Raw genomic sequence first — 25,908 nt, forward strand, 5'->3', positions numbered from 1 at the left:
CTCCAAAGCCGGAGTGAGGGCACACCGAGCCTAGGCGAGGTGCCGAGTGTTGGGGCGAGGACCTTTTGGTTACTTTTGGGTCCCTCCAAAAGTGACCCGCTGTAAGAGCGGAACCCTAAGTAGCCGTTACCGAAGAAACGGATATGTACTCAATACCACACCACCCCACACACCCCTCACCCCCCTCACCCCCCACTCATATTCATAAACCGCACCACCTGCACCTCCCCCTCCCCACTGAAATCATGCCGCAACGGCTTGCCCTTCAACCCCCTGTGCAACGCCTCGACCAACGGCCCATCCTCCAGCGGATAGCGCCGTAACAACGCGCGAAAATCCAGCGCATCCTCCTGCCCCAGGCATAACAGCAACTGCCCTTCCACCGTCATCCGTACCCGATTACAACCGCCACAGAAATTATGGGAATTTGGCGAAATAAACCCCACCCGCGTCCCAGGATGCCCGGCCAACCGCACATACCGCGCCGGCCCGCCGCTGTTCTCGGTGCTATCGATCAGCCCATGCTCACGGGCAATCACCGCGCGTACTTCATCGCTGGAGCAGAACGTCTCGCCCCGCGATCGCCCCACGTCCCCCAGGGGCATTTCCTCGATAAAACTGATGTCGACACCCTGGTCGATGGCGTACCGCACCAACGCCGGCACCTCGTCGAAGTTGCGCCCTTTCATCACCACGCAGTTGAGCTTGACCCGCTCGAACCCCGCATCCCGCGCGGCCTCGATACCGTCCAGCACCTGGCGCAGGTCTCCGTTACGGGTAATCGCGCGAAAGCGTTGCGCATCCAGGCTGTCGAGGCTGATGTTCATGCGCTTGACCCCCGCCTCCACCAATGGCCGCGCCAGTCGCGCCAACTGCGAGCCATTGCTGGTCATCACCAGTTCACGCAAGCCCGGCAGTGCCGCGATGTTGCGGCACAGCCCGACAATGCCCGGGCGAATCAGCGGTTCGCCCCCGGTGAGGCGGATCTTGCGCACGCCCTGCCCCACGAACAGCGCGGCCAGGCGTTGCAGTTCTTCCAGGGTCAACACCTGCTGGCGCGGCAGGAATGTCATGTTTTTCGCCATGCAGTACACACAGCGAAAATCGCAACGGTCGGTCACCGACAAACGCAGGTAATCGATCGAACGGCCCACCCCATCCACCAGGCTCATGTCACTGCACCAACGGTGAGTCGGCGCCCTGCAGCGCGATGCCGCGGATGTCCGCCGCGCCGATCAGGGTTTGCAGGTACTGCACCAATGCCTTCTGCCACACCCCTTGCTGCAACTGGGTGCGAATCGCGACGGCTACCGCTTCATACGGCAACGGCTGGCCTTCGATACGCTGGTCGACACTGATCACATGCCAGCCGTAGCGGCTCTCCAGCGGTTTGGCGGCCAAACCTGGGGCCAGGGTGAACAACTGGCGCTCCAACTCCGGCACGGTCTGGCCTTTGCTCACCTGGCCCAGCGAACCACCCTGTGCCTTGGACGGGCAGGCCGAGTACTTGAGCGCCAGTTCGGCAAACTGGCCCGGATGTTCTTCCAGCGTCAGCAGCAGGACTTCGGCCTGGGTGTGCGCCAGGTGGCGCGCCTCGGCGTCGTCCGGCGCGCACTCGAGCAGGATATGCCGCACCGCCAGCAACGGCGCGCTGTGAAAGCGCCCACGGTTGTTCTCGAAGTAGCGCACGCAGGTGGCTTCGTCGCAGTCGGGCACCGTCACCTCACGCTCCAGCAGCAGGCGCGTGGCGGCTTCTTCTTCGTTCTCGCCGGCGGCGATTTCCACCGCCAGGCCCAGCTCGGCGATCCGCTGTTGCAACAGCTCGCGGATCACCAGCGCGCGGGCGGCCAGGTACACCGCTTCCTCGCGGCTGGCGGCCGGGTGGTATTGCAACTCCAGGGCCATGGCCTCGGGCGTGACCGCCACGCCGTTGACGCTGATGATCGGCCATTCCTGTTCACTGCTGGCGATCAATTCCGGCGCCTTGATCTCCTCGAAAGAGGCCTGGGCCACAGCCTCGGCCATCACCGGTTCCTTGGCCGACGAGCCGCAACCACCGCTGCCGCCGTTACCGCCACCACATCCGCATCCTGTAGTCATGACGTTCTCCTCAATACTTCTGCCGCACGATTTGATAACGACGCCCCAGGTACCAGATCGGCGCGCTGACCATGTGCACCAGGCGGGTAAACGGGAACAGCACAAACAGGGTCAAGCCCAGCGCCACGTGGGCCTTGTAGATCAGCGACACCGGCGCAATCGACTCGGCCGCTTCCACCGGCCGCAACAGCACCACGTTCTGCGCCCAGTCGGCGAGCATCACCATCACCGAGCCGTCCATATGCCCGGTGGAGGCGACGATGGTCAGCAGGCCCAGCAGCAACTGCGCGAGCAACACCAGCAGGATCAGGATGTCCGACGGGCTCGAGGTCGCCCGCACGCGCGGATCGCCCAGGCGACGCTTGACCAGCATCAGCAGGCCCACCAGGCACAGCAGGCCGAAGAAGCCGCCCGAGACCATCGCCAGCAACTGCTTGTGCTCAGTGCTGATCACATGGTGGTAGACCGACGCCGGGGTCAGCAGGCCGACAAAATGCCCGGCCAGCACGAACAGCACGCCGATGTGGAAAAAGTTGCTCGCCACGCGCATGCCACGGTTGTTGAGCATCTGGCTGGAACCGGCCTTCCAGGTGTACTGCGACAGGTCGAACCGTGCCCAACTGCCCAACAGGCAGATCGCCAGGGCCACATAGGGGTACACCCCGAATACCAGCAAATTCCACTTAGACATTACCCACCTCCCCGGCGGGCGCTGCGGCCCGGCCTTCTTGCTGAAAATCCACCCAGTGCAACGGCACCGCGCTTTCTTCGCGGGCCTTGCCCGGACTGCTCGGCATCGAGCTGCAGCGGTCCTGTTGCTCAGCCTGCATAAAGTCCACCGCTTCCTCTTCCCAGATTTTGTCCAGGGCTTCGAGGGAGTCGTCGCGCGGTTCGGCGGCGACCTGGGCACGCAGTTCGGCCACGGCCTGGTGCGGCTCGGCGCCGGCAATCTGCAACAGCGCACGGAAGCAACTGGCATAGCCGCTCTCACGCTCGTCGAGACGCGCAGCGAGCAAGGCCAACAGGTGCGCCACATCCGCCAGGCCCTCCCGGGCCTCGATGTCTTCGCGGGTGGACAGGAACTCCAGGTACAACGGGATGTAGTCCGGCAGCTCCTTGACGCCGATGGCAAAGCCGGCTTCTTCGTACTGGGCCATCATGTCGACCATGGCCTGGCCACGGTCGCGGGACTCGCCGTGCACGTGTTCGAACAACAACAGCGACAGCGAACGGCCCCGGCCAAACAGCGCGCCGTAGTGTTCCTGGCCGTCCATCAGGTCATTGGCGCAGATCAGTTCCAGCAGCTCGAACAACGCACCGCGCTGCTTGGGGCTGATTTCCCGGGATTCGAGAATCGCCTGTTCCAGTTCGTCGCGGCCGTTCACCAAGGTTTCAGTGGGGTAGTCCAGCAGCAACGAAATCACTTTAAGAATGCGCATGGCTCAGTCCTCCCAGATCTGGACGGTTTTCAGCACGTCACGGCGGTTGGCTTTCTTGGCGCCGAACATGTTGGTGTCGGAGCTGCCGCTGCAACCGCTGCCGAAGCTGAAACCACAGCCGGAGCGTTCGGCGAACGCGTCGCTCATGGCGTCTTCACGGTGGGCGCTCGGTACCACGAAGCGGTCTTCGTAGTTGGCGATGGCCAGGTAGCGGTACATCTCTTCCACCTGTTCAACGCTCAGGCCGACGTCTTCGAGCACTTGCAGGTCCTGTACGCCATCGACTTGCTGGGAGCGTTTGTAGGCGCGCATCGCCAACAGGCGCTTGAGTGCACGCTTGACCGGTTTTTCATCGCCGGCGGTGAGCATGTTCGCCAGGTAACGCAGCGGAATACGCAGGCTGTCCACATCCGGGATCACCCCGTTCATGCCCACGGTGCCGGCCGCGGCGGCGTTCTGGATCGGTGACAGCGGCGGCACGTACCAGACCATCGGCAAGGTGCGGTATTCCGGGTGCAGCGGCAGCGCCAGCTTCCAGTCGACGGCCATTTTGTACACCGGCGAACGCTGGGCCGAGTCGATCACCGACTGCGGCACGCCGTCGGCCAGGGCCTGGCGAATCACCGCCGGGTCATTCGGGTCGAGGAAGATTTCCAGTTGCTTCTCGTACAGGTCCTGCTCGTTGGCGGTGCTGGCCACTTCGCTGATGCGGTCGGCGTCGTACAGCAGCACACCGAGGTAGCGAATCCGACCCACGCAGGTTTCGGCGCACACGGTCGGCATACCGGCTTCGATACGCGGGTAGCAGAAGATGCACTTCTCGGACTTGCCGCTCTTCCAGTTGAAGTAGATTTTCTTGTACGGGCAACCGCTGATGCACATGCGCCAGCCCCGGCACTTCTCCTGGTCGATCAGCACGATGCCGTCTTCTTCACGCTTGTAGATCGCACCGCTTGGGCAGGATGCCGCACACGCCGGGTTGAGGCAGTGCTCGCACAGGCGCGGCAGGTACATCATGAAGGTGTTTTCGTACTCGCCATAAATGTCGGCCTGGATCTGGTCGAAGTTCTTGTCCTTGCGACGCTTGGCGAATTCGGTACCGAGGATTTCCTCCCAGTTCGGGCCCCACTCGATCTTTTCCATGCGCTTGCCGGACACCAGCGAACGCGGGCGTGCGGTCGGCTGGTGCTCGCCCAATGGTGCGGTGTGCAAGTGCTGATAGTCGAAGTCGAACGGCTCGTAGTAGTCGTCCAGGCTCGGCAGGTCGGGGTTGGCGAAGATGTTCGCCAACACGCGGAACTTGCCGCCGATGCGGGGGTTGATCGAGCCATTGGCGTTGCGCACCCAGCCGCCCTTCCACTTGTCCTGGTTCTCCCACTCCTTGGGGTAGCCGATACCGGGCTTGGACTCGACGTTGTTGAACCAGGCGTATTCCATGCCTTCACGGCTGGTCCACACGTTTTTGCAGGTGATGGAACAGGTGTGGCAGCCGATGCATTTGTCCAGGTTGAGGACCATGCCGATCTGTGAGCGAATTTTCATCTCAGTTCTCCTCGATGTCAGTCGGCAATGGGCGCGGCAAATCATCACCGCTGGAGCCATCGAGCCAGTCGACCTTGGCCATCTTGCGCACCACGACAAACTCATCGCGGTTGCAACCGACCGTGCCGTAGTAGTTGAAACCGTAGGCCTGCTGGGCATAGCCGCCGATCATGTGGGTCGGCTTGAGCACCACGCGGGTCACCGAGTTGTGGTGGCCGCCGCGGGTCTTGGTGGTTTCCGAACCCGGCACGTTCACGATGCGTTCCTGGGCGTGGTACATCATCACCATGCCTTCCTTGACGCGCTGGCTGACCACCGCACGGGCGGTCAATGCGCCGTTGACGTTGAAGCATTCGATCCAGTCGTTGTCTTCGATGCCCGCGCGCTTGGCGTCGATTTCCGAGAGCCACACGATCGGTCCGCCACGGCTCAGGGTGAGCATCAGCAGGTTGTCGCTGTAGGTGCTGTGGATGCCCCACTTCTGGTGCGGGGTGATCCAGTTCAGCACGATCTCGGTCTCGCCATTGCTGCGCTTGCCCTTCACCCCTTCGATGGTGCGGGTGTTGACCGGTGGCCGGTAGCTCATCAGCTGCTCGCCGAACGCCTGCATCCACGGGTGATCCTGGTAGAACTGCTGGCGGCCGGTGATGGTGCGCCATGGGATGTTTTCATGGACGTTGGTGTAGCCGGCGTTGTAGCTCACATGCTCGTCTTCCAGGCCTGACCAGGTCGGGCTGGAGATGATCTTGCGCGGCTGCGCCTGGATGTCGCGGAAGCGAATCGCTTCGTGGGCCTTGGAGATCGCCAGGTGGCTATGGTCGATACCGGTGAATTCCGACAGCGCGGCCCAGGCTTTCAAGGCGACCTTGCCGTTGGTTTCCGGGGCCAGGGACAGGATCACTTCGGCGGCGTCGATGGCCGTGTCGATTTTCGGCCGGCCGTGGCTGATGCCCGCAGCGCTTTCGTGATGGTTCAGCTCGCCGAGGAACTCGACTTCTTCGTCGGTGTTCCAGTTGATGCCCTTGCCGCCGTTGCCGAGTTTTTCCAGCATGGGGCCCAGGGACGAGAACTGCTTGTAGATGTTCGGGTAGTCGCGCTCCACCACCGCCATGTTCGGCGCGTTCTTGCCCGGCACCGGCGCCACACCGGCGCTTTTCCAGTCGGTGCCGCCAAACGGCTGGGCCAGTTCGCCGACGCTGTCGTGCATCAACGGGACGGTGACCAGGTCTTGCTCCACGCCCAGGTGGCCGACCGACATGGCCGAGAACGCCTTGGCGATGCCCTTGTAGATTTCCCAGTCGGAACGCGACTCCCACGCCGGGTCGATGGCCGCCGACAACGGGTGAATGAACGGGTGCATGTCCGAGGTGTTCATGTCGTCTTTTTCGTACCAGGTGGCAGTCGGCAAGACGATGTCGGAATACACGCAGGTGGAGGACATGCGGAAGTCGAGGGTGGTCACCAGGTCGAGCTTGCCGATGGCGCCGTCTTCGACCCATTCGGCCTCAGTGGGCTTGCATTCGGTGCTGTGGCCGATGTCTTCGTTCATCACGCCGTTCTTGGTGCCCAACAGGTACTTGAGCATGTACTCATGGCCCTTGCCCGAGGAACCGAGCAGGTTGGAGCGCCAGATAAACATGTTGCGCGGGAAGTTCACCGGGCTGTCCGGCTGTTCGCAGGCGAAGCGCAGGCTGCCGTCCTGCCAGGATTTGACCACGTAGTCCTTCGGCGTCATGCCGGCTGCAGCGGCGTCACGGCAAATGTGCAGCGGGTTGGTGTTGAGCTGTGGGGCACTGGGCAACCAGCCGGCGCGTTCGGCGCGGATGTTGTAGTCCAGGGCGTGTTCCGGGAATTGCGACTTGTCGGCCAGCGGCGAGAGCACGTCGTGCATGCTCATCTTCTCGTGGCGCCATTGCGAGCTGTGGCCGTAGAAGAAGCTGGTGCCGTTCATCTGGCGTGGCGGGCGGTTCCAGTCGAGGCCGAAGGCCAGGGGCAGCCAGCCGCATTGCGGGCGCAGTTTTTCCTGGCCGACGTAGTGGGCCCAGCCGCCGCCGGTCTGGCCGACACAACCGCAGAGCATGAGCATATTGATCAGCCCGCGATAGTTCATGTCCATGTGGTACCAGTGGTTCATCGCCGCGCCGACGATGATCATCGAACGGCCCTTGGTCTTGTCGGCGTTGTCGGCGAACTCACGGGCGATCTGGATGGCTTTCTCGCGGCTGACACCGGTGATCGCTTCCTGCCACGCCGGGGTGCCCGGCACGCTGGCGTCGTCGTAGTCCCTGGCCACGTTCTGGCCGCCCAGGCCACGGTCGATGGCCAGGTTGGCGGCGGACAGGTCGAACACCGTCGCCACTTTGGCCACGCTGCCGTCAGCCAGGGTCACGCTGTGCACCGGCACGCGGCGGAACTGCACGGCATCGCCGGCCACGTGCTGGAAGTGCTCGTGGGCTTCGCCGGCAAAATACGGGAAGGCCACTTCGGCGATGTCGTCGCCGATCAAGCTGAGTTTCAGGTCGATGGCACGGCCTTCACCGCCCTCCTTGGCGAGGATGTTCCACTTGCCCTTCTCGCCCCAGCGGTAGCCGATGGAGCCTTGTGGCGACACCAGTTCACCGCTTTCGTCGAGGGCGATGGTTTTCCATTCCGGGTTGTTGTCCTGGCCGAGGTTGCCGGTGAGGTCCGAGGCACGCAGGAAGCGATCGGGCTGGAAGCCGGCGCCGGGCGCGAACCCGGTCATCGGCTTGAGCATCACCAGCAGCGGCAAGTCGGTAAAGCGCTTGGCGTAGTCGGTGAAGTAGGCGCTCGGTTTATCCAGGTGAAATTCCTTGAAGATCACATGGTTGAAGGCCTGGGCCAACGCGGCGTCGGTGCCCTGCTTGGGGTTGAGCCACAGGTCGGTGAGCTTGGCCACTTCCGAATAGTCCGGGGTGATGGCCACGGTCTTGGTGCCCTTGTAGCGCACCTCGGTGAAGAAGTGCGCGTCCGGGGTACGGGTCTGCGGGACGTTGGAACCCCAGGCGATGATGTAGTTGGAGTTGTACCAGTCGGCCGATTCCGGCACGTCGGTCTGCTCGCCCCACACCATCGGCGAGGCCGGTGGCAGGTCGCAGTACCAATCGTAGAAGCTCAGGCACACGCCGCCGAGCAGCGACAGGTAACGCGAACCCGCCGCGTAGCTGACCATCGACATGGCCGGGATCGGCGAGAAGCCGACGATGCGGTCCGGGCCGTATTGCTTGATGGTGTAGACGTTGGAGGCGGCGATGATCTCGTTGACCTCCTCCCAGTTCGAGCGAATGAAACCGCCCATGCCGCGTTTGCTCTTGTACGAGTCGGCCTTGACCTTGTCCTCGACGATGCTCGCCCACGCCTCCACCGGCGACAGGGTATGGCGCGCCTCACGCCACAGCTTGAGCAGCGGCTTGCGGATCTTCGGGTACTTGAGGCGGTTGGCGCTGTAGATGTACCAGCTGTAGCTGGCACCCCGTGGGCAGCCGCGCGGCTCATGGTTGGGCAGGTCGTTGCGGGTGCGCGGGTAGTCGGTCTGCTGGGTTTCCCAGGTGATCAGGCCGTTCTTCACGTAGATCTTCCACGAGCACGAGCCGGTGCAGTTCACGCCGTGGGTGGAGCGCACGATCTTGTCGTACTGCCAGCGCGAACGGTAGACGTTTTCCCAGTCGCGGGACTCCTTGCGGGTCTCGCCGTGACCGTCGGAGAATTCGTTTTGCTTGCGGTTGAAGAACCGCAGTTGATCCAGTAAGTGACTCATGATGCTTTCCTCATCAGGCGTGCCGTGGGGTGCGTTGCCCCGCGAATTCGTGGTCGATCAGCAGGGTGTGGCGCAGCCTTTGCGGGCGTACCACCACCAGGTCACGACGATGCAGCTCAGGTAGAAACCGACAAACATGTAGAAGGCCATCGCCGGGCTGCCAGTGGCGGCCATGGACGTGCCGAAGGACTTGGGAATGAAGAACGCACCGAAGGCGCCCATGGCCGAACTGAAGCCCAGCACCGCGGCGGATTCCTTACCGGCATCCTTGATCGCCTGCTCGCGCTCGGCGGCGGACTTACCGGCACTGGCCTTCTCGTGCTGGGTGCGGAAGATCACCGGGATCATGCGGAAGGTGGAGCCGTTGCCGACGCCGGTGGTGATGAACAGCAGCATGAACATACCGAGGAAGCCGTAGAAGCTGCCGCCCTGCCCGTTCTGCGGCAAAAAGTGCAGCACGCCGAACACCATCACGATCATCAGCACGAAGTTCCACAAGGTCACCCGTGCGCCGCCCAGCTTGTCCGCCAGCCAGCCGCCGAGTGGGCGCACCAGGGCACCGACCAGCGGGCCGAGGAAGGCGAATTTCAGCGCCACCACATCGGGGAACGAGGTCTTGATCAGCAGCGGGAACGCCGCCGAAAAGCCGATGAATGAGCCGAAAGTCGCCAGGTACAACCAGCACATCAGCCAGTTGTGCTTGCGCTTGAAGATCACCGCCTGCTCGCTGAACGAAGCGCGGGCGCTGGACAGGTCATTCATGCCGAACCAGGCCGCCACGGTGACGGTGAGGATAAACGGCACCCAGATGAAACCGGCGTTCTGCAGCCAGAGTTGACTGCCATCCGCCAAGGTCTGCGGTTGGCCGCCCACCAGGCCGAACACGCCGAACGTGATCACCAGCGGCACGCAGAACTGCATCACCGACACCCCCAGGTTGCCGAGGCCGGCGTTCAGGCCCAGGGCCGTGCCTTGCTGCGACTTGGGGTAGAAGAAGCTGATGTTGGACATGCTCGAGGCGAAGTTGCCGCCGCCGAAACCGCACAGCAGTGCGATCAGTACAAACACGCTGTAGGGGGTGCTGGGGTCTTGCACCGCAAAGCCCATCCACAGCGACGGCAGCAGCAGCGACGCGGTGCTCAGGGCGGTCCAGCGGCGGCCGCCGAAGATCGGCACCATGAACGAGTAGAACACCCGCAAAGTGGCACCGGACAAGCCCGGCAACGCCGCCAGCCAGAACAACTGGTCGGTGCTGAAGGTGAAGCCGATGGCGTTCAGGCGCACGATCACCGTGCTCCACACCATCCACACGGCGAAGGCCAGCAACAGTGCAGGAATCGAGATCCACAGGTTGCGGGTCGCGGTCTTCTTGCCGCTGGCGCCCCAGAACGCCGGGTCTTCAGGGCGCCAGTCGTGGATCACCGGCCCCGAGCCGGGCTTTTGCGCGATGGACATGTTCATTCTCCTTGGAGAGGTTGGGCGGTTTTGCCCAACAGCGGTTGCTTGCGCATTTCGCTGAAGTACATCCAGGTCAGGGACACCCAGACCACGCCGTACATCAACATGAAGCAGGACGAGCGCACGCCGGTGAGGTCCACCAGGGCGCCAAACAGGATCGGCAGCACAAAGCCGCCCAGGCCACCGGCCAGCCCGACGATGCCGGACACCGCGCCCATGTTCTGTGGGTAGTCATTGGCGATGTACTTGAACACCGAGGCCTTGCCGAACGCGAAGGCGATGCCCATCACGAACAGCAGCACGGTGAACAGGGTGGCGTTGAGGCCGATGTGGAAATCCAGGGGACCGTTGACGGTCTGCACCTGCAATTGGGTCTGCGGGTAGCTGAGCAGGAACAGGCAGATCCAGCTCACCCACAGCACCCACCAGGTCACGCTCTGGGCGCCCCAGCGGTCGGACATCCAGCCGCCCACCGCACGCAGCACGCCGCCGGGCAGGGAGAAACACGCGGCCAGCAACGCGGCGCTTTGCAGGCTGAAGCCGTATTCCTGCACGTAGTACTTGGTCATCCACAGCGCCAGGGCCACATAGCCGCCGAACACAATCGAGTAGTACTGGCAGTAGCGCCACACGGCCGGGTCTTTCAGGCACAGCAACTGCTGGCGCAGGCTGGCGCCGCCGGCACTGCGGTGGGCCTTGTTCTCGCTGGTGAGGAACCAGAACAGCAGCGCGGTGATAAACAGGATCGCGCCGAACACCTTGGGCACCAGGTGCCAGGTGCCGAGGGCGATCAGCGCCGGGGCCAGGAACTTGGTGACGGCGGCGCCCGCGTTGCCGGCGCCGAACACGCCCATGGCAAAGCCCTGGTTGTCTTTGTCGAACCACTTGGCCACGTAGGCGATGCCCACCGAAAACGAACCGCCGGCCAGGCCGACGAACAGGCCCAGCACCAGGAACTGCCAATAGGCGGTGGCGTAGGTGATCAGGTACAGCGGCAGCACGCAGGCGAGCATCAACAGGAAGAACACGATGCGCCCGCCGAAGCGGTCAGTCAGCAGGCCCAGGGGCAGGCGTACCAGGGAGCCGGTCAACACCGGCGTGGCGGCCAGCAGGCCGAACTGGGTTTCGTTGAGTTGCAGCAGCTCTTTGATGGGTACGCCCAGCACGGCGAACATCATCCACACCATAAAGCAGACGGTGAAGGCCAGGGTGCTCATGCCCAGCACCAGGCCTTGTCTTATACGGGGTTGAGTCACGGTATGCGCTCCAGAAAGTGATTCCATGGGCGCAGGTTAGGGGCGACACCCCCGTGGAACTTGACCCAGGTCAACGTCCGCCTGGGGGGTATGGGGCTATGCTGGCCCCACATACCTCTAAGGAGGTAGTCCTAACAACAAGAGAAAGTCTTTATTTATCAATGGATTGGTCTCTTGTGCCGGCGTTTTCCCGTGGGAGGGTTTGCCGGCAACTCTTTAGAGGTAGTGCGCCAGGGATTGCGGTTTTTCAGCCCTTTTCCCTTTGCAGGTGCCGCCATGCAGGCTTCCAACCCCCTTCGCTTACGCCGCCATGTTTAACTGGCTGCGCAGCTCCCTGCCCGCTCGCGCCGGGCTGGCGGTGATCCTGATCGCCATCCTCGCCCTTGCCAGTTCCTTGAGCGCCGGCCTGATCGCCTGGTTCAGCCAGGGCGATGCCGCCGCCATCAACACCGCCGGCTCGGTGCGCATGGAGACCTACCACCTGAGCTGGAAACTGGCGGCCGGCGCGCCTGCCGACGAGATCGACGCCATCACCCACAGCCTGCAAGGGCGCCTCGACAGCCAATCGCTCAAGGCGGTGCTTGAAGACGGCCCGCGCAGTGCCCTGCTGCAGAGCTACCAACAGATCCAGCAGCGCTGGGACACCGATCTGCGCCCGGCGCTGGCCCGTGGCGACGCGATGCTGTTCCAGGCCAGCGCACCGGGGTTCGTCGAGCAATTGAACCAATTCGTCAGCCTCCTGCAACAACACAGCGAACAGAAACAGGGCTGGCAGCAAAGCATCCAGGGCCTGGCTCTGTTCAGTACGCTGATCATCCTGCTGATCGGCCTGTATGAATTGCAGTACGGCGTGGTCAACCCCCTGGAAGAGCTGGTGCACGCGACCCGGCGCTTTCGTGATGGCGACTTCAAGACCCGGGTCAATCACCGCTCCGAAGACGAGTTGGGGCAACTCGCCCTGAGCTTCAACACCATGGCCGAAACCATTGAACAATCCCACCGCACCCTCGAGAGCCAGGTGCGGCAGAAAACCCTCAACCTGCAACAAGCCAACGCTGCCCTGGAGCTGCTTTACCAGAGCAGCCGCAGCCTGGCCACGCGCCTGGCGAACGCCGAGGGCCTGGATGAACTGATCCGGCGCTTCCAGAAACGCCTGCCGGGGCTGCGCCTGTCGCTGTGCCTGCAAGGGCACTTCCTGGCGCCGGCCCAGCAGATGCTCTCCCTGAATGGAGGGGATAGCCGCAACGTCTGCGCCATCGGTGATTGCGCAACGTGCCAAAAACAGAAAGTGGCGCTCCCCCAGGTATTCAGCATCAGCAACCAGGGCTCGGAACTGGGCGAACTCAAGGCGCACTTCCTCGACGGCCATGCGCCCCAGGACTGGGAGAAACAGTTGATCCAGGCCCTGGCCAACCTGATCGGCACCTCGCTGTCGCTCAAGCGCCAGCGCGAACAGGACCACCGCCTGCTGCTGCTCGACGAACGCACCATCATCGCCCGGGAACTGCACGATTCCCTGGCCCAGGCGCTGTCCTACATGAAGCTGCAGGTCAGCCGCATGCAAACCCTGATCCGCCGTGGCGAACCGGTGGAAACCCTGGCCACCGTCACCGCCGAACTGCGCGACGGCCTGAACAACGCCTACCGCCAACTGCGCGAATTGCTCACCACCTTCCGCCTGCAAATCCACGATGCCGGGCTGGTGCAGGAGCTGCAGGACACCGCCGAGGAGTTCTCGCGGCGTGGCGAGTTCCAGGTGCACCTGCATGTGGACGCCCTGGCCTTCCAACTGTCGGCCAGCGAACAGATCCACTTGTTGCAGGTCACCCGCGAGGCCCTGTCCAATTGCCTGCGCCATGCCCATGCGCAAAACGCCTGGCTGCAACTGCGCCAGGAAGGCGAGACCGTGAGCCTGAGCATCGAGGACGACGGCCGGGGCTTCTGCGGTGAGGTCGACACCCGCGAACACCACGGCCTGACCATCATGGACGAGCGCGCCCGCAGCCTGCATGGCCACCTCGACATCAGCCCCCGCGAGCCCCAAGGCACCCGCGTGCAATTGCGTTTCCAACCGGAATTTCTCGGCCACTCCCTACAAGGCACCGCCTCATGAACACCCTCACCCGCCACCGTATCCTGCTGGTCGACGATCACCCGATGATGCGCCACGGCATGCGCCAGATGCTTGAACTGGAAGACGACCTGCAAGTGGTCGGCGAAGCCGGTAACGGCCAGGAAGCCCTGGACCAGATCGACGGGCTGCAACCGGACCTGGTCCTGCTGGACAACAACATGCCGCACATGAACGGCCTGGAAACCCTGCGCCGCCTGCGGGCCATGAACTATGCCGGCAAGGTGCTGCTGTTTACCGTGTCCGACGCCGAGGACGACATCCGCGATGCGCTGCGCCTGGATGCCAATGGCTATCTGCTCAAGGACATGGAGCCGGAGTTGTTGATCCAGTACATCCGCGATGCGTTGCATGGCGCGCTGGTCATCAGCCCCGGCCTGACCCGCGTCCTGGCCCAGGCCCTGCGCTCGCCGCAGCCCCATGCGGCAGTGGAATTGACCGAGCGCGAGCGCCAGGTGCTGAGGACGATTGCCAGTGGACACAGCAACAAGGTGATCGGGCACAAATTGGGGATTACCGAGGGCACGGTGAAGGTGCATGTGAAGAATCTGCTGCATAAGCTGGGATTGCGGTCGCGGGTCGAGGCGGCGGTCTGGGCGATGGAGCATTTGCGGCAGGCGGGGTGAGGCTGTTTGAGGCTGAACGCGCGGCAGATAGGGCTGTTGTGGTGAGCGGGCTTGTCCCGCGCTGGGCTGCGCAGCAGCCCCAGTCCAGAAGAATGCGGTGTATCAGACACTCTGTAGACACTGGTTTTGGGGCTGCTACGCAGCCCAGCGCGGGACAAGCCCGCTCACCACAAAAAGCCCGCTCACCACAGGGAGATTTGTCAGGGGCTGAAAAGTTGTGTGGATACCCTTGCTCATCGGGGGCAAGCCCCCTCCCACATTGTTTACACAAACCCCGCAAGAGGTACCCCCACAGAGGCATATCAACCCCGCGCCATGCCCCCTACGCTACCCCATTGCGGAGGCCCAACCATGCTCACCCATCCCCACATCGTGCTCACCCTGCGTCGCCATCACCTGTTCAGCCAGCTCCCGGAAAAAACCTTCCAGGACGTCTGCACCCTGGCCAATCTCAAGCGCCTGCCCGGCCATGTGCCGTTGATGCACCAGGGCGACGCGGCCGAGCGTTTCTTCCTGCTGGTCAGCGGCCAGATCAAGCTGCATCGGGTTACGGGCGAAGGCCAGGAACACCTGGTGGAAATCATCCAGCCCGGCCAGACCTTTGCCGAAGCCCTGCTGTTCACCCAGGCCAAGGCCTATCCGGTGAGCGCCACCGCGCTCAAGGACAGCGTGCTGGTCAGCATCGAAGGCCAGCACTACCGCCGGGCCCTGGAAGACCAGCCGAAAATCTGCCTGGCGATCCTGGCCAGCATGAGCATCCACCTGCATCAGCGCCTCAAGGACATCGACACCCTGACCCTGGCCAGCGCCAGCCGTCGGGTGATCAACTTCCTGTTCCAGGAGCGCGATGCACTGAGTGGCGAGGTGGTGCTGCAAGTGCCCAAGCGCCTGGTGGCGTCGAAGCTGGGGATCCAGCCGGAGACCTTTTCAAGGATCCTGCACCGGCTGGTGGAAGGCGGGTTGATCGAGGTGCAGCGGCGCACCATTCGAATCCTCTGCGAAGAACAGTTGATGGGCTATCAGGCCGGCTGATCAGTGCCCGCTGTGGACCGCTGACGCCCGCCCCGCCCGCTCCAGATTCCGCCACAACCAGGGCGGCAACACATCCGGGTCCAAACTGTCGATCAGATTCTTCAACCCCAGCCCCAATTCCGTATCCCCCTCGATCACCAACCGGCGGCGAAAGAACAGCGTATCCGGATCTTCCTGGCGGCTGGCCAGCAACAGAAACTCCCGCCAATTACCACTGATGCTGACCTGCGCCTCAGCCTTTTGCGCAATCCGCAACCCATCCCGCCCCAGGGTCAGGTACCAGCACAACCCCAGGTCAGGAATACGCAAACACAGCCAACGCCCGCGCAGCAGGTCAAACCCGCCGTCGCGCAGGGGTTCGGCCAGGCAGCGGTTGAGGGCTTGCTGCAAGACCAGGCGCTGTACGCCAAATGGCACGCGGCGGATCAATGGCAACAACCGGTCGGCCCCCTTGAGCAGCCATGGTTTACGACTCAGCACAGGCCCACCTCCTCAACCCGCAACATGCCCGCCTGGCCGTGCCAGTAGCCGTTGCAGCCTTCGACATACAGCGGCGGCGTAGCGCCCTGGCGTACCTGGTCGTAGGCACGTACCACCTCGACCATGCCCTCGGCCCGTGGGCTCAGGCGCAACAGGTCGGCGCCGCTGGACACCAGGCCGGGGTAATCGGCCAGCAGGTTGGTAACGTCGGCGGACATGGTCTGGATGCCGTTCAAGGTGAACAGCGCCTGCCCTTCCTGGCTGGTCAGGGGCATGCCGTCGGGGTAGTTGATGCAGCAGAACTGGCAATCGTCCTTGGGGCGGTTTTCCGCGCGGGCGGTGAAGCAACGCGCCGAGTACGCCAGAGGCAAATGGCCGTAGGCGAAGATCTCCACTTCGGGCAACGGCCGGCCCAATTCGCGCACCTGTTCCAGCACGTCGGCGATCAGGCCCTGGGAGCATTCCACCGGCGGCAACCAGCGCTGCATGCCGGCGTCAAGCAGTTGCACCAGGGCGTGACCGTTGTAGAGGTTGAGCGCCGGGCCGCCGACAAAGGGCAATTTTCGCTCGATCAGCATCTGCACCGCGCCCATGTCGTTGGCCTCCACCAGCCACTCGCCGTTGTCGCACAGGCGGCGCAGGCTCGACAGTTCGGAGGCGGCTTCGATCAAGGTCAAGCTCGACAACACGATCTGCGCCGAGCTGCAGGTTTGCAGCTCCCGGCCCAGCCCCAACCAACGGTCCAGGGAAAACGCGCGGCGCTTGGCGCACACGGTTTCGCCCAGGTAAATCACGTCCAGGGGCAAGCCGGCCATGTCCGAGTAGAAGCGCCCCAGGTGTTCCTTATCCCAATAAAACAGCACCGGTCCCAGGCTGAGTTTCATCTGTGTCTCCTCACTGCCATGCACGATGGTAGGCGCCGAGTGTGGTCTGGCTGCCTTCGGATAACCCGGCCAGCACCTGGCGCCATTGGTCCTTGACCACAAAGCTGGCCGGTGCGCTGCGGTGGGCGTCGAGCGCGGCGCGCCAGACCCGGGTGACTTGTTCCACATACGCCGGGCTGCGTTGCCGGCCTTCGATCTTGACCGCTTTGACGCCGATGGCGCTGAGCTCCGGCAGCAGGTCGAGGGTGTCGAGGCTGGTGGGTTCTTCGAGGGCATGGAAGCGTTTGCCGCCGACCAGGAAGCGGCCCTTGCACAGGGTCGGGTAACCGGCGGGTTCGTCGGCGGTATAGCGGTCGATCAGTACTTCGCTCAGGCGCGCACTCAAGCCCTCGGCATCTTCGCTCCAGCGCACCGCCTTGGCCGGCGAGCACACGCCGCACAGGTTCGGCGACTCGCCGGTGATATAGGAAGACAGGTGGCAACGCCCCTCGGCCATGATGCACAGGCTGCCGAAACCGAACACTTCGATGGGCACCGGGCTGCTCGCCGCCACCTGTTTGACCTGGGCCAGGGACAGCACACGGGGCAATACCGCGCGGCGAATGCCGTAGCGCTCGGCATAGAACTTCAGCGCCGCCGCGTGGGTGGCCGAGCCCTGTACCGAGAGGTGCAAGGCCATGTGCGGATGCTGGCGGCTGGCGTAGTCGAGCACGCCGGGGTCGGCGGCGATCAGGGCGTCCACGCCGTGGTCCGCCGCGCGGTCGACGGCGCGTTGCCAACGCGCCCAGATCTTCGGTTGCGGGTAGGTATTGACCGCCACGTACAGCTTGCGCTGGTGCTGGCGAATAAAGGCGACGGCACCGTCGAACTGTTTGTCGTCCATGTTCAACCCGGCAAAGTGCCGGGCATTGGTGTCATCGCGAAAACCGACATACACCGCATCGGCGCCTTGGCGCACCGCGGCTTTAAGCGCAGGCAGGTTGCCTGCCGGGCAGACCAGTTGCATGGGGGCTCCTCAGAGAAATTCAGCGAAAGACACAAACGGCACCGGTTCATCCTTGAGCACCTGGTGCTCACGCTCGACGATCACCAGGCCATCGGCCCAACAGGCGGCGGTGAGCATCGCCGAGCTTTGCTGGGGGTGCAGCACGGCGCGCAATTGCCCGTCCTCGCCAGGGCTCAGGCGTGCACGCAGGTACTGGCGGCGCTTGTTGGGCGTGAGCCATTCGAATGCGGCCGGCACCTGGATCGGCACCGGCAGCACCCGCTCCACTCCTTGGGCGCGCAGCAGGAACGGACGCACCACCACCAGCGCGGTGATCAACGCCGCCGACGGGTTACCGGGCAGGCCCAGCCACGGCTTGCCCGCCACGTCGCCAAATGCCAGGGGTTTGCCGGGCTGGATCGCCAGGCGCCAGAAGTCCACGCGGCCGAGCGCCTCGATGGCCTGCTTGAGATGGTCCTCCTCACCCACCGACACCCCCGCCGAGGTCAGCAACAGGTCGCACTCGGACGAGGCCAGGGCCAGCGCATCACGGCTGGCGGCCAACTCGTCGGCCATCACGCCGTAGTCGTGCACGTCCACGCCCCAGCCACGCAACAAGGCAGCCAGGGCATAGCGGTTGCTGTTGTAGATCTGCCCCGGCACCAGCGCCTCGCCCGGGTCACGCAGCTCGTTGCCGCTGCTGAGCAGGCACACCCGCAACGGGCGATAGACTTTCAACCGAGGGATGCCGGCCGAGGCCAGCAAGCCGATGTCCTGGGCGCGCAGGCGCTTGCCGACGGCGATCAGGGTCTGCCCACGCTGCAACTCTTCACCCTGCTTGCGCACATGCTCGCCGAGACGTACCGGCGGGCACCAGATGCGCTGGCCGTACAGGCGACAACGCTCCTGGGGCACCACCGTGTCGGCGCCGGGCGGTAGCGGCGCACCGGTAAAGATGCGCACGGCCTGCCCGGCCTGCACCCTCACCTTGCTGTGCTGCCCCGCCGCAATGCGCCCGGCGAGCATCAGGTAGCCGCCTTCGGCCGGTACGTCCTCGGCGCGCAGGGCGTAGCCGTCCATGGCGCTGTTGTCGAAGCCGGGCAAATCCAGGGGTGAGAACAGTTCTTCGGCGACCACCCGCCCCAGCGCCTGCTCCAGGCCAATCACCTGGGTGCTCGGCGGCGGCGGCGCCTGGGCCAGCAGCGCGGCGATGGCCTCGTCCACCGGCATCAGGTGGCCGCTGTCACACACCGAGACACTCATGAACGCGACTCGCAGGCTTGCAGGATTTGCTCAGGCTGAGGCTTGAGGTGCGGCACGAAGTTGCACGGGCCGGTGCGGCTGTCCAACTGTTCCGCCAGGATCCTGTCCCAGCCGGTGCGGCATGCGCCCGGCGAGCCCGGCATGCAGCACACCAGCACGCCGTTGCTGATGCCGGCCAGGGCGCGGGACTGCAAGGTGGAAGTGCCGATTTCGGCCAGGGACACCTGGCGGAACAGCTCACCGAAGCCTTCGACATGTTTGTCCAGCAACGGCAGCACCGCCTGGGGCGTGTTGTCGCGGGCGGTGAAACCGGTACCGCCAGTCATCAGCACCACTTGCACCTCGGGGTCGGCGATCCACAGGGACACCTGCGCACGAATCTGGTAGATGTCGTCGATCACCAGGCCACGGTCGATAAGCACATGCCCGGCACTTTCGAGGCGGTCCACCAGGGTCTGGCCGGAGGTGTCGGTGTCGAGGGTACGGGTGTCACTGATGGTCAGCACGGCGATGTTCAGGGGCACGAACGTGCGTTGTTTCAAATGGGCCATGATCAAGGCTCCAGGCGTCAAGAAAGTTGCCGTCAGCCTGCGCCGCAACGGGCGCAGGGCCTATTCCTCCAAGGAGGTATCTCGTTCAGGGGGCCAGGCGCGTGCGCTGCCAAATGCCCGCGTGCAGGCGGTAGTCGAGACGGTCATGCAGGCGGTCGGGCCGGCCCTGCCAGAACTCGATGCGCTGCGGTTGCAGGCGGTAACCGCCCCAATGCTCGGGCCGTGGTGGTTGCTGCCCGGCGAAACGCTCGGTGACGTCACGCAGGCGGCTTTCCAACTCGCTGCGATGGCCAAGGGGCTGGCTTTGCGGCGACGCCCAGGCGCCCAACTGGCTGGCGGCCGGTCGCGCATCGAAATAATCGTCCGACAGCTGCGCATCCGCTCGAACCGCCGGGCCTTCGATACGCACCTGACGCTCCAGCCCCGGCCAGAAAAACGTCATGGCCGCATGGGGATTGCTCGCCAACTCCTGGCCCTTGGCACTCTGGTAGTGGCCGAAAAAGAAAAAGCCCTCGGCACTGAAACCCTTGAGCAGCAGGATGCGACAGTGGGCATGCCCATCATGATCGACCGTAGCCAAGGCCATGCTATTGGCCTCCGCCGGCGGCACCTCGGTTTTACGCGCCTGATCCAGCCACTGGCCGAACAGCACCAAGGGATCGTCCTGCACCAAGTCATCACGCAGGCCATAAAGGGTGTAGTTGCGGCGCAATTGCGCAAGAGACAGGGGCATGGCGCAGTCCTCCAGAAAGTTCGCCACAGTGTGGGAACTACCACGAAGTTATCCCTTGACCGCGATCAACATTCGCCCGTGGCATGACGCCGCATGTGATTGCTTGAGGTGTGGGGGGCTACACAACGGATCGCGTTGCTGTTGCTGTTGCTGTTGCTCTGGCTGTTGCTCTGGCTGTTGCTCTGGCTCTGCTTTTGATCTTGATCTCAGGCGCCCCGTCAAACACGCTGGCCGAACGCAGGCTTGAATCCGTGGGTAACCCGGCAGGACGCCGGGTTAGCCGTCCTGGGCCAGGGATGGCCCATGACGGCGGCCCACGGATTCAAGCCGGAGTGAGGGCACACCGAGCCTAGGCGAGGTGCCGAGTGTTGGGGCGAGGACCTTTTGCTTACTTTTGGGTCCCTCCAAAAGTGAGCCGCTGTAAGAGCGGAACCATAGGTGGCCGTTACCGTAGCAACGGATATGTACTCGGCCTGATCCAACATCCTGGTCGGCTGTCAGGCCGCCATCGGGGGCAAGTCGAATCGTCGCACCGCCCCTCCCACATTTGATCTCCATACAGTCAGGTAGATACTAGTCTGCTCTGGATCTCACTCCATTACCGCAGCAACACCCGCGCGACCACATCCGCCTGGAGAACGACGTGTTGTTTACCAGGGCGCTCAGTCCGCCTGCCTGATCAACGCAACATCAGCTTGGCCACGATCACGATCACGACCATATGCCCCAGGATGCTGCGACGAATCCACGTCGCACGCCGGGGGCTCAAGCGCTGGTGACTCAGCAGGTACGCCAGCCACAGGTAATGACCGATGATGCTCAGGGCCAGCAGGATTTTCAGGCTCAGCAGCGCGGCGAAGTGGCTGGCCCAGGGCACCGCCAACAGCCCGCGATAGTGCCAGGCCAGGCCGATGCCCGCGCCGTACAGCAACACCACCACGCCGTGCAGTACCTGGCGCGAACGCCGTGCAATGGCATGGTCGGAGGTGAACTGCGCCGACCAGGCCAGCTCCTCGCGGGCGCTGTGCCAGATCACCACTTCGAAAAACAGCGTGCCGATAAACGCAATCGCCGCCAGCAGATGCACGATCAACAAGGTGGAATAGAGCATGACGTCCTCCTAGCCCGGATGCCCATCGACCCGTGCCTGCCACAGCATCGGGCCATACCGCCACAGGTACAGGCCGAGCCCGAGGGTCCAGCACACCCCCGCCAGCCACAACGCGGCCATCGGCAACAGCAGGACCAGCACCACCCGGCACACACACGCCAGGTTCAGCAGCCCAAAGGCCAGGGTCATCCCTGCGGGCGGCTGCAACGGGCGGCCGGTGTGGCCCAGGCTGACGCGGGCGATCATGGCCAGGATCAGCCCGGCCATGGCGCCGATGGTCAATGCATGCACGGCCAGGCTGGGATTGAGCGGCGCGCCGCAGTGCCACAGCGCCATGCCCAGGCAGGCCACGGCCAGCCAGGCATACGCCAGGTGCAATGACCACAGCAACGGCACGCGCCACAGGCCACGATCATGCCAGCGGACCAGGCGCACCAGGTGCCCCAGCCCGAGGGCGGCGAACAGCAGGCCGATCCACAGGTTGGCGCCCAACGCGGGCCCTGCGGCATACAGCACGGCGATCAGCAGCGAGCCGCCAAGCAATATAAGGTCCAGCCACACCCAGGGTTTGACCGCTTCGACCCGGCCCAAACCGCGCTGGGTGAAAAACGGAATCACCCGTCCGCCGATCAGGCCCATCATCGCCGCCACCAGCCACAGGCCGGTGAGCACCGCCTGGCGCTGCAGGCCGGGGTCATTGCGCAGCAAGCCATACAGCGACAGCGCATCGGCCACGGTCAGCAGCGCCAGCACCAGCACAATCGGGTAATTACGCTTCTGTCTTACCTGCCAGAGGGTCCAGCCCATCACCGCGGCGACGGCCAAGGGAAAGGTCAGTTCCAGCACCGCCAGCAGCGGCCAGTGCAGGTTGAACAACCAGCCCAGGCGCGCCGCCAGCCACACGCCGGCAAGCAGCGCCAGGGCATTGCCGCTGATGCCTGGGCGGCCGGTCCAGGTCTGCACTGCCGTGAGCAGGAACCCGGCGATGATCGCCACGCCAAAGCCGAACAGCAGCTCATGGCGATGCCAGGCCAGCCAGCCGCCAGCGGGTTGCCAGGTGCCGAGGTGCCCGCCCAGGGCCAGCAGCCACAGGGGGATTGCCAGCGCTGCCAATACACAGGCGCCGAGAAAGAATGGCCGGAAGGCCAGGCGAAACAACGGGGTAATCGACATGGCCTTGCGCCGATCGAGCACTTGCATGACACGGTCTCCCTTCAGGACTGCGGCAATCTTGCGCCGATACCTGCGTATTGCCCTTGTCGTAGATCAAGTCGCTATCGGGGCCAAGGGATTACCCTCGCGCCTATATCCACACCGCACCCCGGAGCCATGATGAAAAACGCCTATGTCCCCCTCGCCTGGTTTGTGATCCTCGGCTCCATGCTGGCCGCCGCCAGCGGGCTCTCGCTGGTGCTGGTGTGAACGCCCCGCTGCTGTTCAAGGAACCGGGCATGGTGCTGCATCGCGTGCACCACCAGATCCTGCGCAGCCATCACCTGTTCGAACCGCTGAACGACGAAGAACTCGACGAGCTGATGGGCAACAGCCAGTTGCTGAGCATCGACAAAGGCGAGCCGCTGTTCCGCCAGGGCGAATCGGCCGAGGCGTTTTACTTTGTGATCGCCGGTGCGGTGAAGGTCTACCGTTTGACCCCCGATGGCCAGGAGAAAGTCTTCGAAGTAATCGGCGAGCGCCAGACCTTCGCCGAGGCCATGATGCTGATGGACACCCCCAACTACGTGGCCTGCGCCGAAGCGGTGTGCCCCACCCAGTTGTACCGTTTGTCCAACGCCACCTACATGCGCCTGCTGCACAGCAACAGCCGCCTGACCTTCGCCCTGCTCGGCACGTTGTGCGTGCGCCTGCACCAGCGGGTCAACGAGATCGAGACCCTGTCGCTGAAAAACGCCACCCACCGCGTGGTGCGCTACCTGCTGACCCAACTGATGCGCCTGCACAGCACCGACGCCACCTTCGAACTGCCCATGGCCAAGCAGTTGATTGCCGGGCATCTGTCGATCCAGCCGGAGACCTTTTCGCGGATTATCCGGCGCCTGATCGACGAAAAGATCATCACCCAGGACGGACGTCAGATCGCCATTCTGGACCGGCTGCGCCTGGAGCAATTCGAGTGAAAACCTGCCTGTATTGCCAGCAGCGCAATGCCGACGTGCGCGAGGCATGCGCCGGCTGCGGAACGTCCCTGCCCGCCGCGGATGCCAGCCTGCAAGCGCGGCGGCTACGGCGTTTCCAGTGGTTCTGCCTGGGCCTGGCGCTGTTTTGCATCGCGATGTTCTTCTGGTTGCCCCGCGACTTCTACTGACCCTCGGTCAGTTGCCGGTACAGCTGGGGCAACCGCAGCGGCAACTGCTCCGGCTGGCGGATCAGGGTGTAGCCATGGGCACCGAACATATAGGGCAAATAGTCCCCGGCCTGTCTGTCGATGGTGATGCAGAACGGAATCAGGCCCTGGCGCCGCGCCTCGACCACTGCCTGGCGGGTGTCTTCGACCCCGTAGCGGCCCTCATACAGATCCAGGTCATTGGGCTTGCCATCGGTCAGTAGCAACAACAACTTGCGCCGCTGTTTGCACGCGCCCATCAACTGGGTGGCCTGGCGAATCGCGGCGCCCATGCGCGTGTAGTACCCCGGTTTGAGGGCCTGGATACAGCCACGCGTGCGGTCGTCATAGACTTGCTCGAAGGTCTTGAGCTGGTGCAGGCGCACCTGATGGCGGCGCAGGGACGAGAAGCCATACAGTGCAAACGCATCCCCCAGCCCGTCCAGGCTTTCGCCGAACAGCAACAGGCTGTCGCGGATCACGTCGATGACCTTTTGCTCGTCGTTCAAATGCGCGTCGGTGGACATCGACAGGTCCGCCAGCAGCAGGCATGCCAGGTCGCGTCGGGTGTGACGTTGCTCCTGGTACAAGCCGCGTTCGGTGCAGGCGCCGTGTTGGCGTTGCGCGTAGAAATCCACCCAGGCTTGCAGGTCCAGCTCCGCGCCCTGGGGTTGCCGGCGCAGCCATTGGCGGTCGGTGCGCAGTTGCTGGAATTGACGGCGCAGGCGCTGGGCCGGGCCGAGTAATCGGGCCGGTAACGGTTGCGGTGCATCGGCACGTGGCTGCATCAGCTGCAGATTGACGAAACCGGGTCGAAGGCATTGTTGGCGGTAGTCCCACTCGGGCAGCTTGATGCCCTCGCCGAGGGGGATGTCATCCACATCGGCGGGCGGCAGGTCGAGGTGCAGCTTCAAGCCGCCACTCTTGCGCACGCGCTGGCGCGACAGGCTCAACTGGTCGAGGTCTTCGGCGACGCGGGCGGCGTCCGGGTCCTCACTGTCGTCGGCCCAGCGATCGAGGTCGATGTGCTCGGTCCAGCTGAACAGGTTTTCCAGGCGCACCACCAGCAGGCCGCCATCACGGCTGTGATCATCCACACGGCTGGCACGCTTGGGGGCGCCCTGCTGCTCGTCGGACGGGGTGGCGAGGTCGTCGCCGTCGTCTTCAAGATCGAGGGCCTGGGGCGTGTTCAGGTGCAACGGCGGGTACAGCCATAAGGGCAACGGCCAGGCGGCGCGTTCGCTGCGGGGCAGATGGCGCACGCTGCCGGGCTCGCGCAGGGCCTTGCGCAGGGCTTTTTCCAGGGCGGCTTCAGCGGGGCTCAGGCTGGCCGGGTCGGGGCGCAGCGTAATATGGGCGTCCACCAGGCGCTGGTAGCTGGGCAGCAGCGCCGGGTAGCGTTGCAGCAGCAGCCAGGTCCAGCGCTGGTTGTCCCGGGCCCAATGGGTCATGGGGCCTGCATGGGCGGCCAGCAGCGCCAGCCAGCGGTACAGCTCCCGGTTCAAGGCGACGGTGGGGTACACCGCCAGGCTCGACGGCAGGCGTAGACGGTTGCCATCGCAGGAGGCCAGGGGTGCATGCTTGCAGGTGCCGGCGATGCGCATCAACAGGTTGCGGCGCAGCAGCAGGTCGCGTTCGCTGGCGGCTTCGAGGGCGATCCCGCTGGCACCGCCCAGGGCGCGAAACAATACGGCGAGGCTGCGCTGGCGGTCGACCAGCTCGACCCGCGCGTGCGGAAAATCGACGCTGGCGCGGCGGGTGATAAAGCGGTGCCAGGCACTGCCGACCCATTCTTCCAATTCAAGGGTAAAGGCCATGGGATGGGCTCCAACTGTTTGATGTTTGACAGGCACACTGCAGTCAAAATGTGGGAGGGGCGGTGCGACGATTCGACTTGCTCCCGTGGCGGCCTTCGGGCCGACCATGTCGTTGGATTTGATTGAGTACATATCCGTTGCTGCGGTAACGGCGGCTTAGGGTTCCGCCCTTACGGCGGGTCACTTTTGGAAAAGAGCCCCAAAAGTAACCAAAAGGGCTCTTGCCCCAACACTCGGCACCTCGCCTAGGCTCGGTGTGCCCTCACTCCGGCTTGAATCCGTGGGCCGCCGTCATGGGCCATCCTTGGCCCAGGACGGCTAACCCGGCGTCCTGCCGGGTTACCCACGGATTCCAGCCTGCGTTCGGCCAGCGTGTTTGACGGG

Annotated in this window: 22 protein-coding genes; 5 read left to right on the plus strand and 17 right to left on the minus strand. The window is 64.1% G+C overall.

Annotated elements, in window-relative coordinates; all coding sequences use genetic code 11:
* Positions 1-185: 185 nt before the first annotated feature.
* From moaA to J1N02_RS01045, 8 genes are read right to left on the minus strand one after another with little or no spacing between them, the layout of a single operon-like run.
* The gene (gene moaA / locus J1N02_RS01010) at positions 186-1,172 is read right to left on the minus strand and encodes a GTP 3',8-cyclase MoaA (RefSeq protein ID WP_027607170.1); all 987 of its coding nucleotides are present in this window, start codon (positions 1,170-1,172) and stop codon (positions 186-188) included.
* A gap of 1 nt (position 1,173) precedes the next feature.
* Complete coding sequence (locus J1N02_RS01015; RefSeq protein ID WP_027607171.1) at positions 1,174-2,100, minus strand: peptidylprolyl isomerase; 927 nt, start codon at positions 2,098-2,100, stop codon at positions 1,174-1,176.
* A gap of 10 nt (positions 2,101-2,110) precedes the next feature.
* The gene (gene narI / locus J1N02_RS01020; protein WP_027607172.1) at positions 2,111-2,791 is read right to left on the minus strand and encodes a respiratory nitrate reductase subunit gamma; all 681 of its coding nucleotides are present in this window, start codon (positions 2,789-2,791) and stop codon (positions 2,111-2,113) included.
* Complete coding sequence (gene narJ, locus J1N02_RS01025) at positions 2,784-3,539, minus strand: nitrate reductase molybdenum cofactor assembly chaperone (RefSeq protein WP_027607173.1); 756 nt, start codon at positions 3,537-3,539, stop codon at positions 2,784-2,786. Before narJ ends, narI begins: the two co-directional genes overlap by 8 nt.
* Positions 3,540-3,542: 3 nt before the next feature.
* On the minus strand, positions 3,543-5,081 hold the full coding sequence (narH, locus tag J1N02_RS01030) for a nitrate reductase subunit beta (protein WP_027607174.1): 1,539 nt from the start codon (positions 5,079-5,081) through the stop codon (positions 3,543-3,545).
* A gap of 1 nt (position 5,082) precedes the next feature.
* Entirely contained in the window at positions 5,083-8,856 is a 3,774-nt protein-coding gene (locus J1N02_RS01035; RefSeq protein WP_027607175.1) for a nitrate reductase subunit alpha, read from the minus strand.
* Positions 8,857-8,913: 57 nt separating this feature from the next.
* Positions 8,914-10,311, minus strand: coding sequence for a NarK family nitrate/nitrite MFS transporter (locus tag J1N02_RS01040; RefSeq protein ID WP_043293717.1), 1,398 nt, complete (start codon positions 10,309-10,311; stop codon positions 8,914-8,916).
* A 2-nt stretch (positions 10,312-10,313) separates the two neighbouring features.
* The gene (locus J1N02_RS01045) at positions 10,314-11,570 is read right to left on the minus strand and encodes an MFS transporter (protein WP_043293718.1); all 1,257 of its coding nucleotides are present in this window, start codon (positions 11,568-11,570) and stop codon (positions 10,314-10,316) included.
* A gap of 310 nt (positions 11,571-11,880) precedes the next feature.
* On the opposite strand from J1N02_RS01045, the gene J1N02_RS01050 reads away from it, so the two are divergent.
* The 3 genes from J1N02_RS01050 (at position 11,881) to J1N02_RS01060 (ending at position 15,359) form a co-directional block, all read left to right on the plus strand.
* Positions 11,881-13,683: a HAMP domain-containing protein gene (locus J1N02_RS01050; protein WP_027607178.1), complete on the plus strand. Its 1,803-nt coding sequence runs from the start codon at positions 11,881-11,883 to the stop codon at positions 13,681-13,683.
* On the plus strand, positions 13,680-14,327 hold the full coding sequence (gene narL / locus J1N02_RS01055) for a two-component system response regulator NarL (RefSeq protein WP_027607179.1): 648 nt from the start codon (positions 13,680-13,682) through the stop codon (positions 14,325-14,327). Before J1N02_RS01050 ends, narL begins: the two co-directional genes overlap by 4 nt.
* 351 nt (positions 14,328-14,678) lie before the next feature.
* Complete coding sequence (locus J1N02_RS01060; protein WP_027607180.1) at positions 14,679-15,359, plus strand: Crp/Fnr family transcriptional regulator; 681 nt, start codon at positions 14,679-14,681, stop codon at positions 15,357-15,359.
* On the opposite strand, the gene ubiT is transcribed toward J1N02_RS01060, so the two are convergent.
* The 8 genes from ubiT to J1N02_RS01100 form a co-directional block, all read right to left on the minus strand.
* On the minus strand, positions 15,360-15,839 hold the full coding sequence (gene ubiT / locus J1N02_RS01065) for a ubiquinone anaerobic biosynthesis accessory factor UbiT (protein WP_027607181.1): 480 nt from the start codon (positions 15,837-15,839) through the stop codon (positions 15,360-15,362). It abuts the gene before it with no gap.
* Positions 15,833-16,723: a U32 family peptidase gene (locus J1N02_RS01070; protein ID WP_027607182.1), complete on the minus strand. Its 891-nt coding sequence runs from the start codon at positions 16,721-16,723 to the stop codon at positions 15,833-15,835. Before J1N02_RS01070 ends, ubiT begins: the two co-directional genes overlap by 7 nt.
* 10 nt (positions 16,724-16,733) lie before the next feature.
* A complete protein-coding gene (gene ubiU, locus J1N02_RS01075; protein WP_421147072.1) occupies positions 16,734-17,729 on the minus strand; it encodes a ubiquinone anaerobic biosynthesis protein UbiU in 996 nt (331 codons plus the stop codon).
* A 9-nt stretch (positions 17,730-17,738) separates the two neighbouring features.
* Complete coding sequence (gene glp / locus J1N02_RS01080) at positions 17,739-18,971, minus strand: gephyrin-like molybdotransferase Glp (RefSeq protein WP_368964095.1); 1,233 nt, start codon at positions 18,969-18,971, stop codon at positions 17,739-17,741.
* Positions 18,968-19,522: a molybdenum cofactor biosynthesis protein B gene (gene moaB / locus J1N02_RS01085; RefSeq protein WP_027607185.1), complete on the minus strand. Its 555-nt coding sequence runs from the start codon at positions 19,520-19,522 to the stop codon at positions 18,968-18,970. Before moaB ends, glp begins: the two co-directional genes overlap by 4 nt.
* A gap of 85 nt (positions 19,523-19,607) precedes the next feature.
* Positions 19,608-20,255: a pyridoxamine 5'-phosphate oxidase gene (gene pdxH, locus J1N02_RS01090; protein WP_421147073.1), complete on the minus strand. Its 648-nt coding sequence runs from the start codon at positions 20,253-20,255 to the stop codon at positions 19,608-19,610.
* 679 nt (positions 20,256-20,934) lie between these two features.
* On the minus strand, positions 20,935-21,366 hold the full coding sequence (locus tag J1N02_RS01095; RefSeq protein WP_027607187.1) for a membrane protein: 432 nt from the start codon (positions 21,364-21,366) through the stop codon (positions 20,935-20,937).
* 9 nt (positions 21,367-21,375) lie between these two features.
* Positions 21,376-22,566 carry an NnrS family protein gene (locus tag J1N02_RS01100; protein WP_421147074.1) on the minus strand — a complete coding sequence of 397 codons (1,191 nt, stop codon included), beginning with the start codon at positions 22,564-22,566 and terminating at the stop codon, positions 21,376-21,378.
* 251 nt (positions 22,567-22,817) lie between these two features.
* On the opposite strand from J1N02_RS01100, the gene J1N02_RS01105 reads away from it, so the two are divergent.
* A complete protein-coding gene (locus tag J1N02_RS01105) occupies positions 22,818-23,501 on the plus strand; it encodes a Crp/Fnr family transcriptional regulator (protein ID WP_027607189.1) in 684 nt (227 codons plus the stop codon).
* Positions 23,498-23,689, plus strand: coding sequence for a protein DnrP (locus tag J1N02_RS01110; protein WP_146478382.1), 192 nt, complete (start codon positions 23,498-23,500; stop codon positions 23,687-23,689). The genes J1N02_RS01105 and J1N02_RS01110 overlap by 4 nt, the downstream gene beginning before the upstream one ends.
* On the opposite strand, the gene J1N02_RS01115 is transcribed toward J1N02_RS01110, so the two are convergent.
* On the minus strand, positions 23,683-25,524 hold the full coding sequence (locus tag J1N02_RS01115) for a nitric oxide reductase activation protein NorD (RefSeq protein ID WP_421147075.1): 1,842 nt from the start codon (positions 25,522-25,524) through the stop codon (positions 23,683-23,685). The two genes, J1N02_RS01110 and J1N02_RS01115, sit on opposite strands and share 7 nt — an antisense overlap.
* Between the last annotated feature and the right edge of the window lie 384 nt (positions 25,525-25,908).

The sequence above is a fragment of the Pseudomonas sp. NFX5 genome (genome assembly GCF_049132125.1).
Lineage (GTDB): Bacteria > Pseudomonadota > Gammaproteobacteria > Pseudomonadales > Pseudomonadaceae > Aquipseudomonas > Aquipseudomonas marginalis.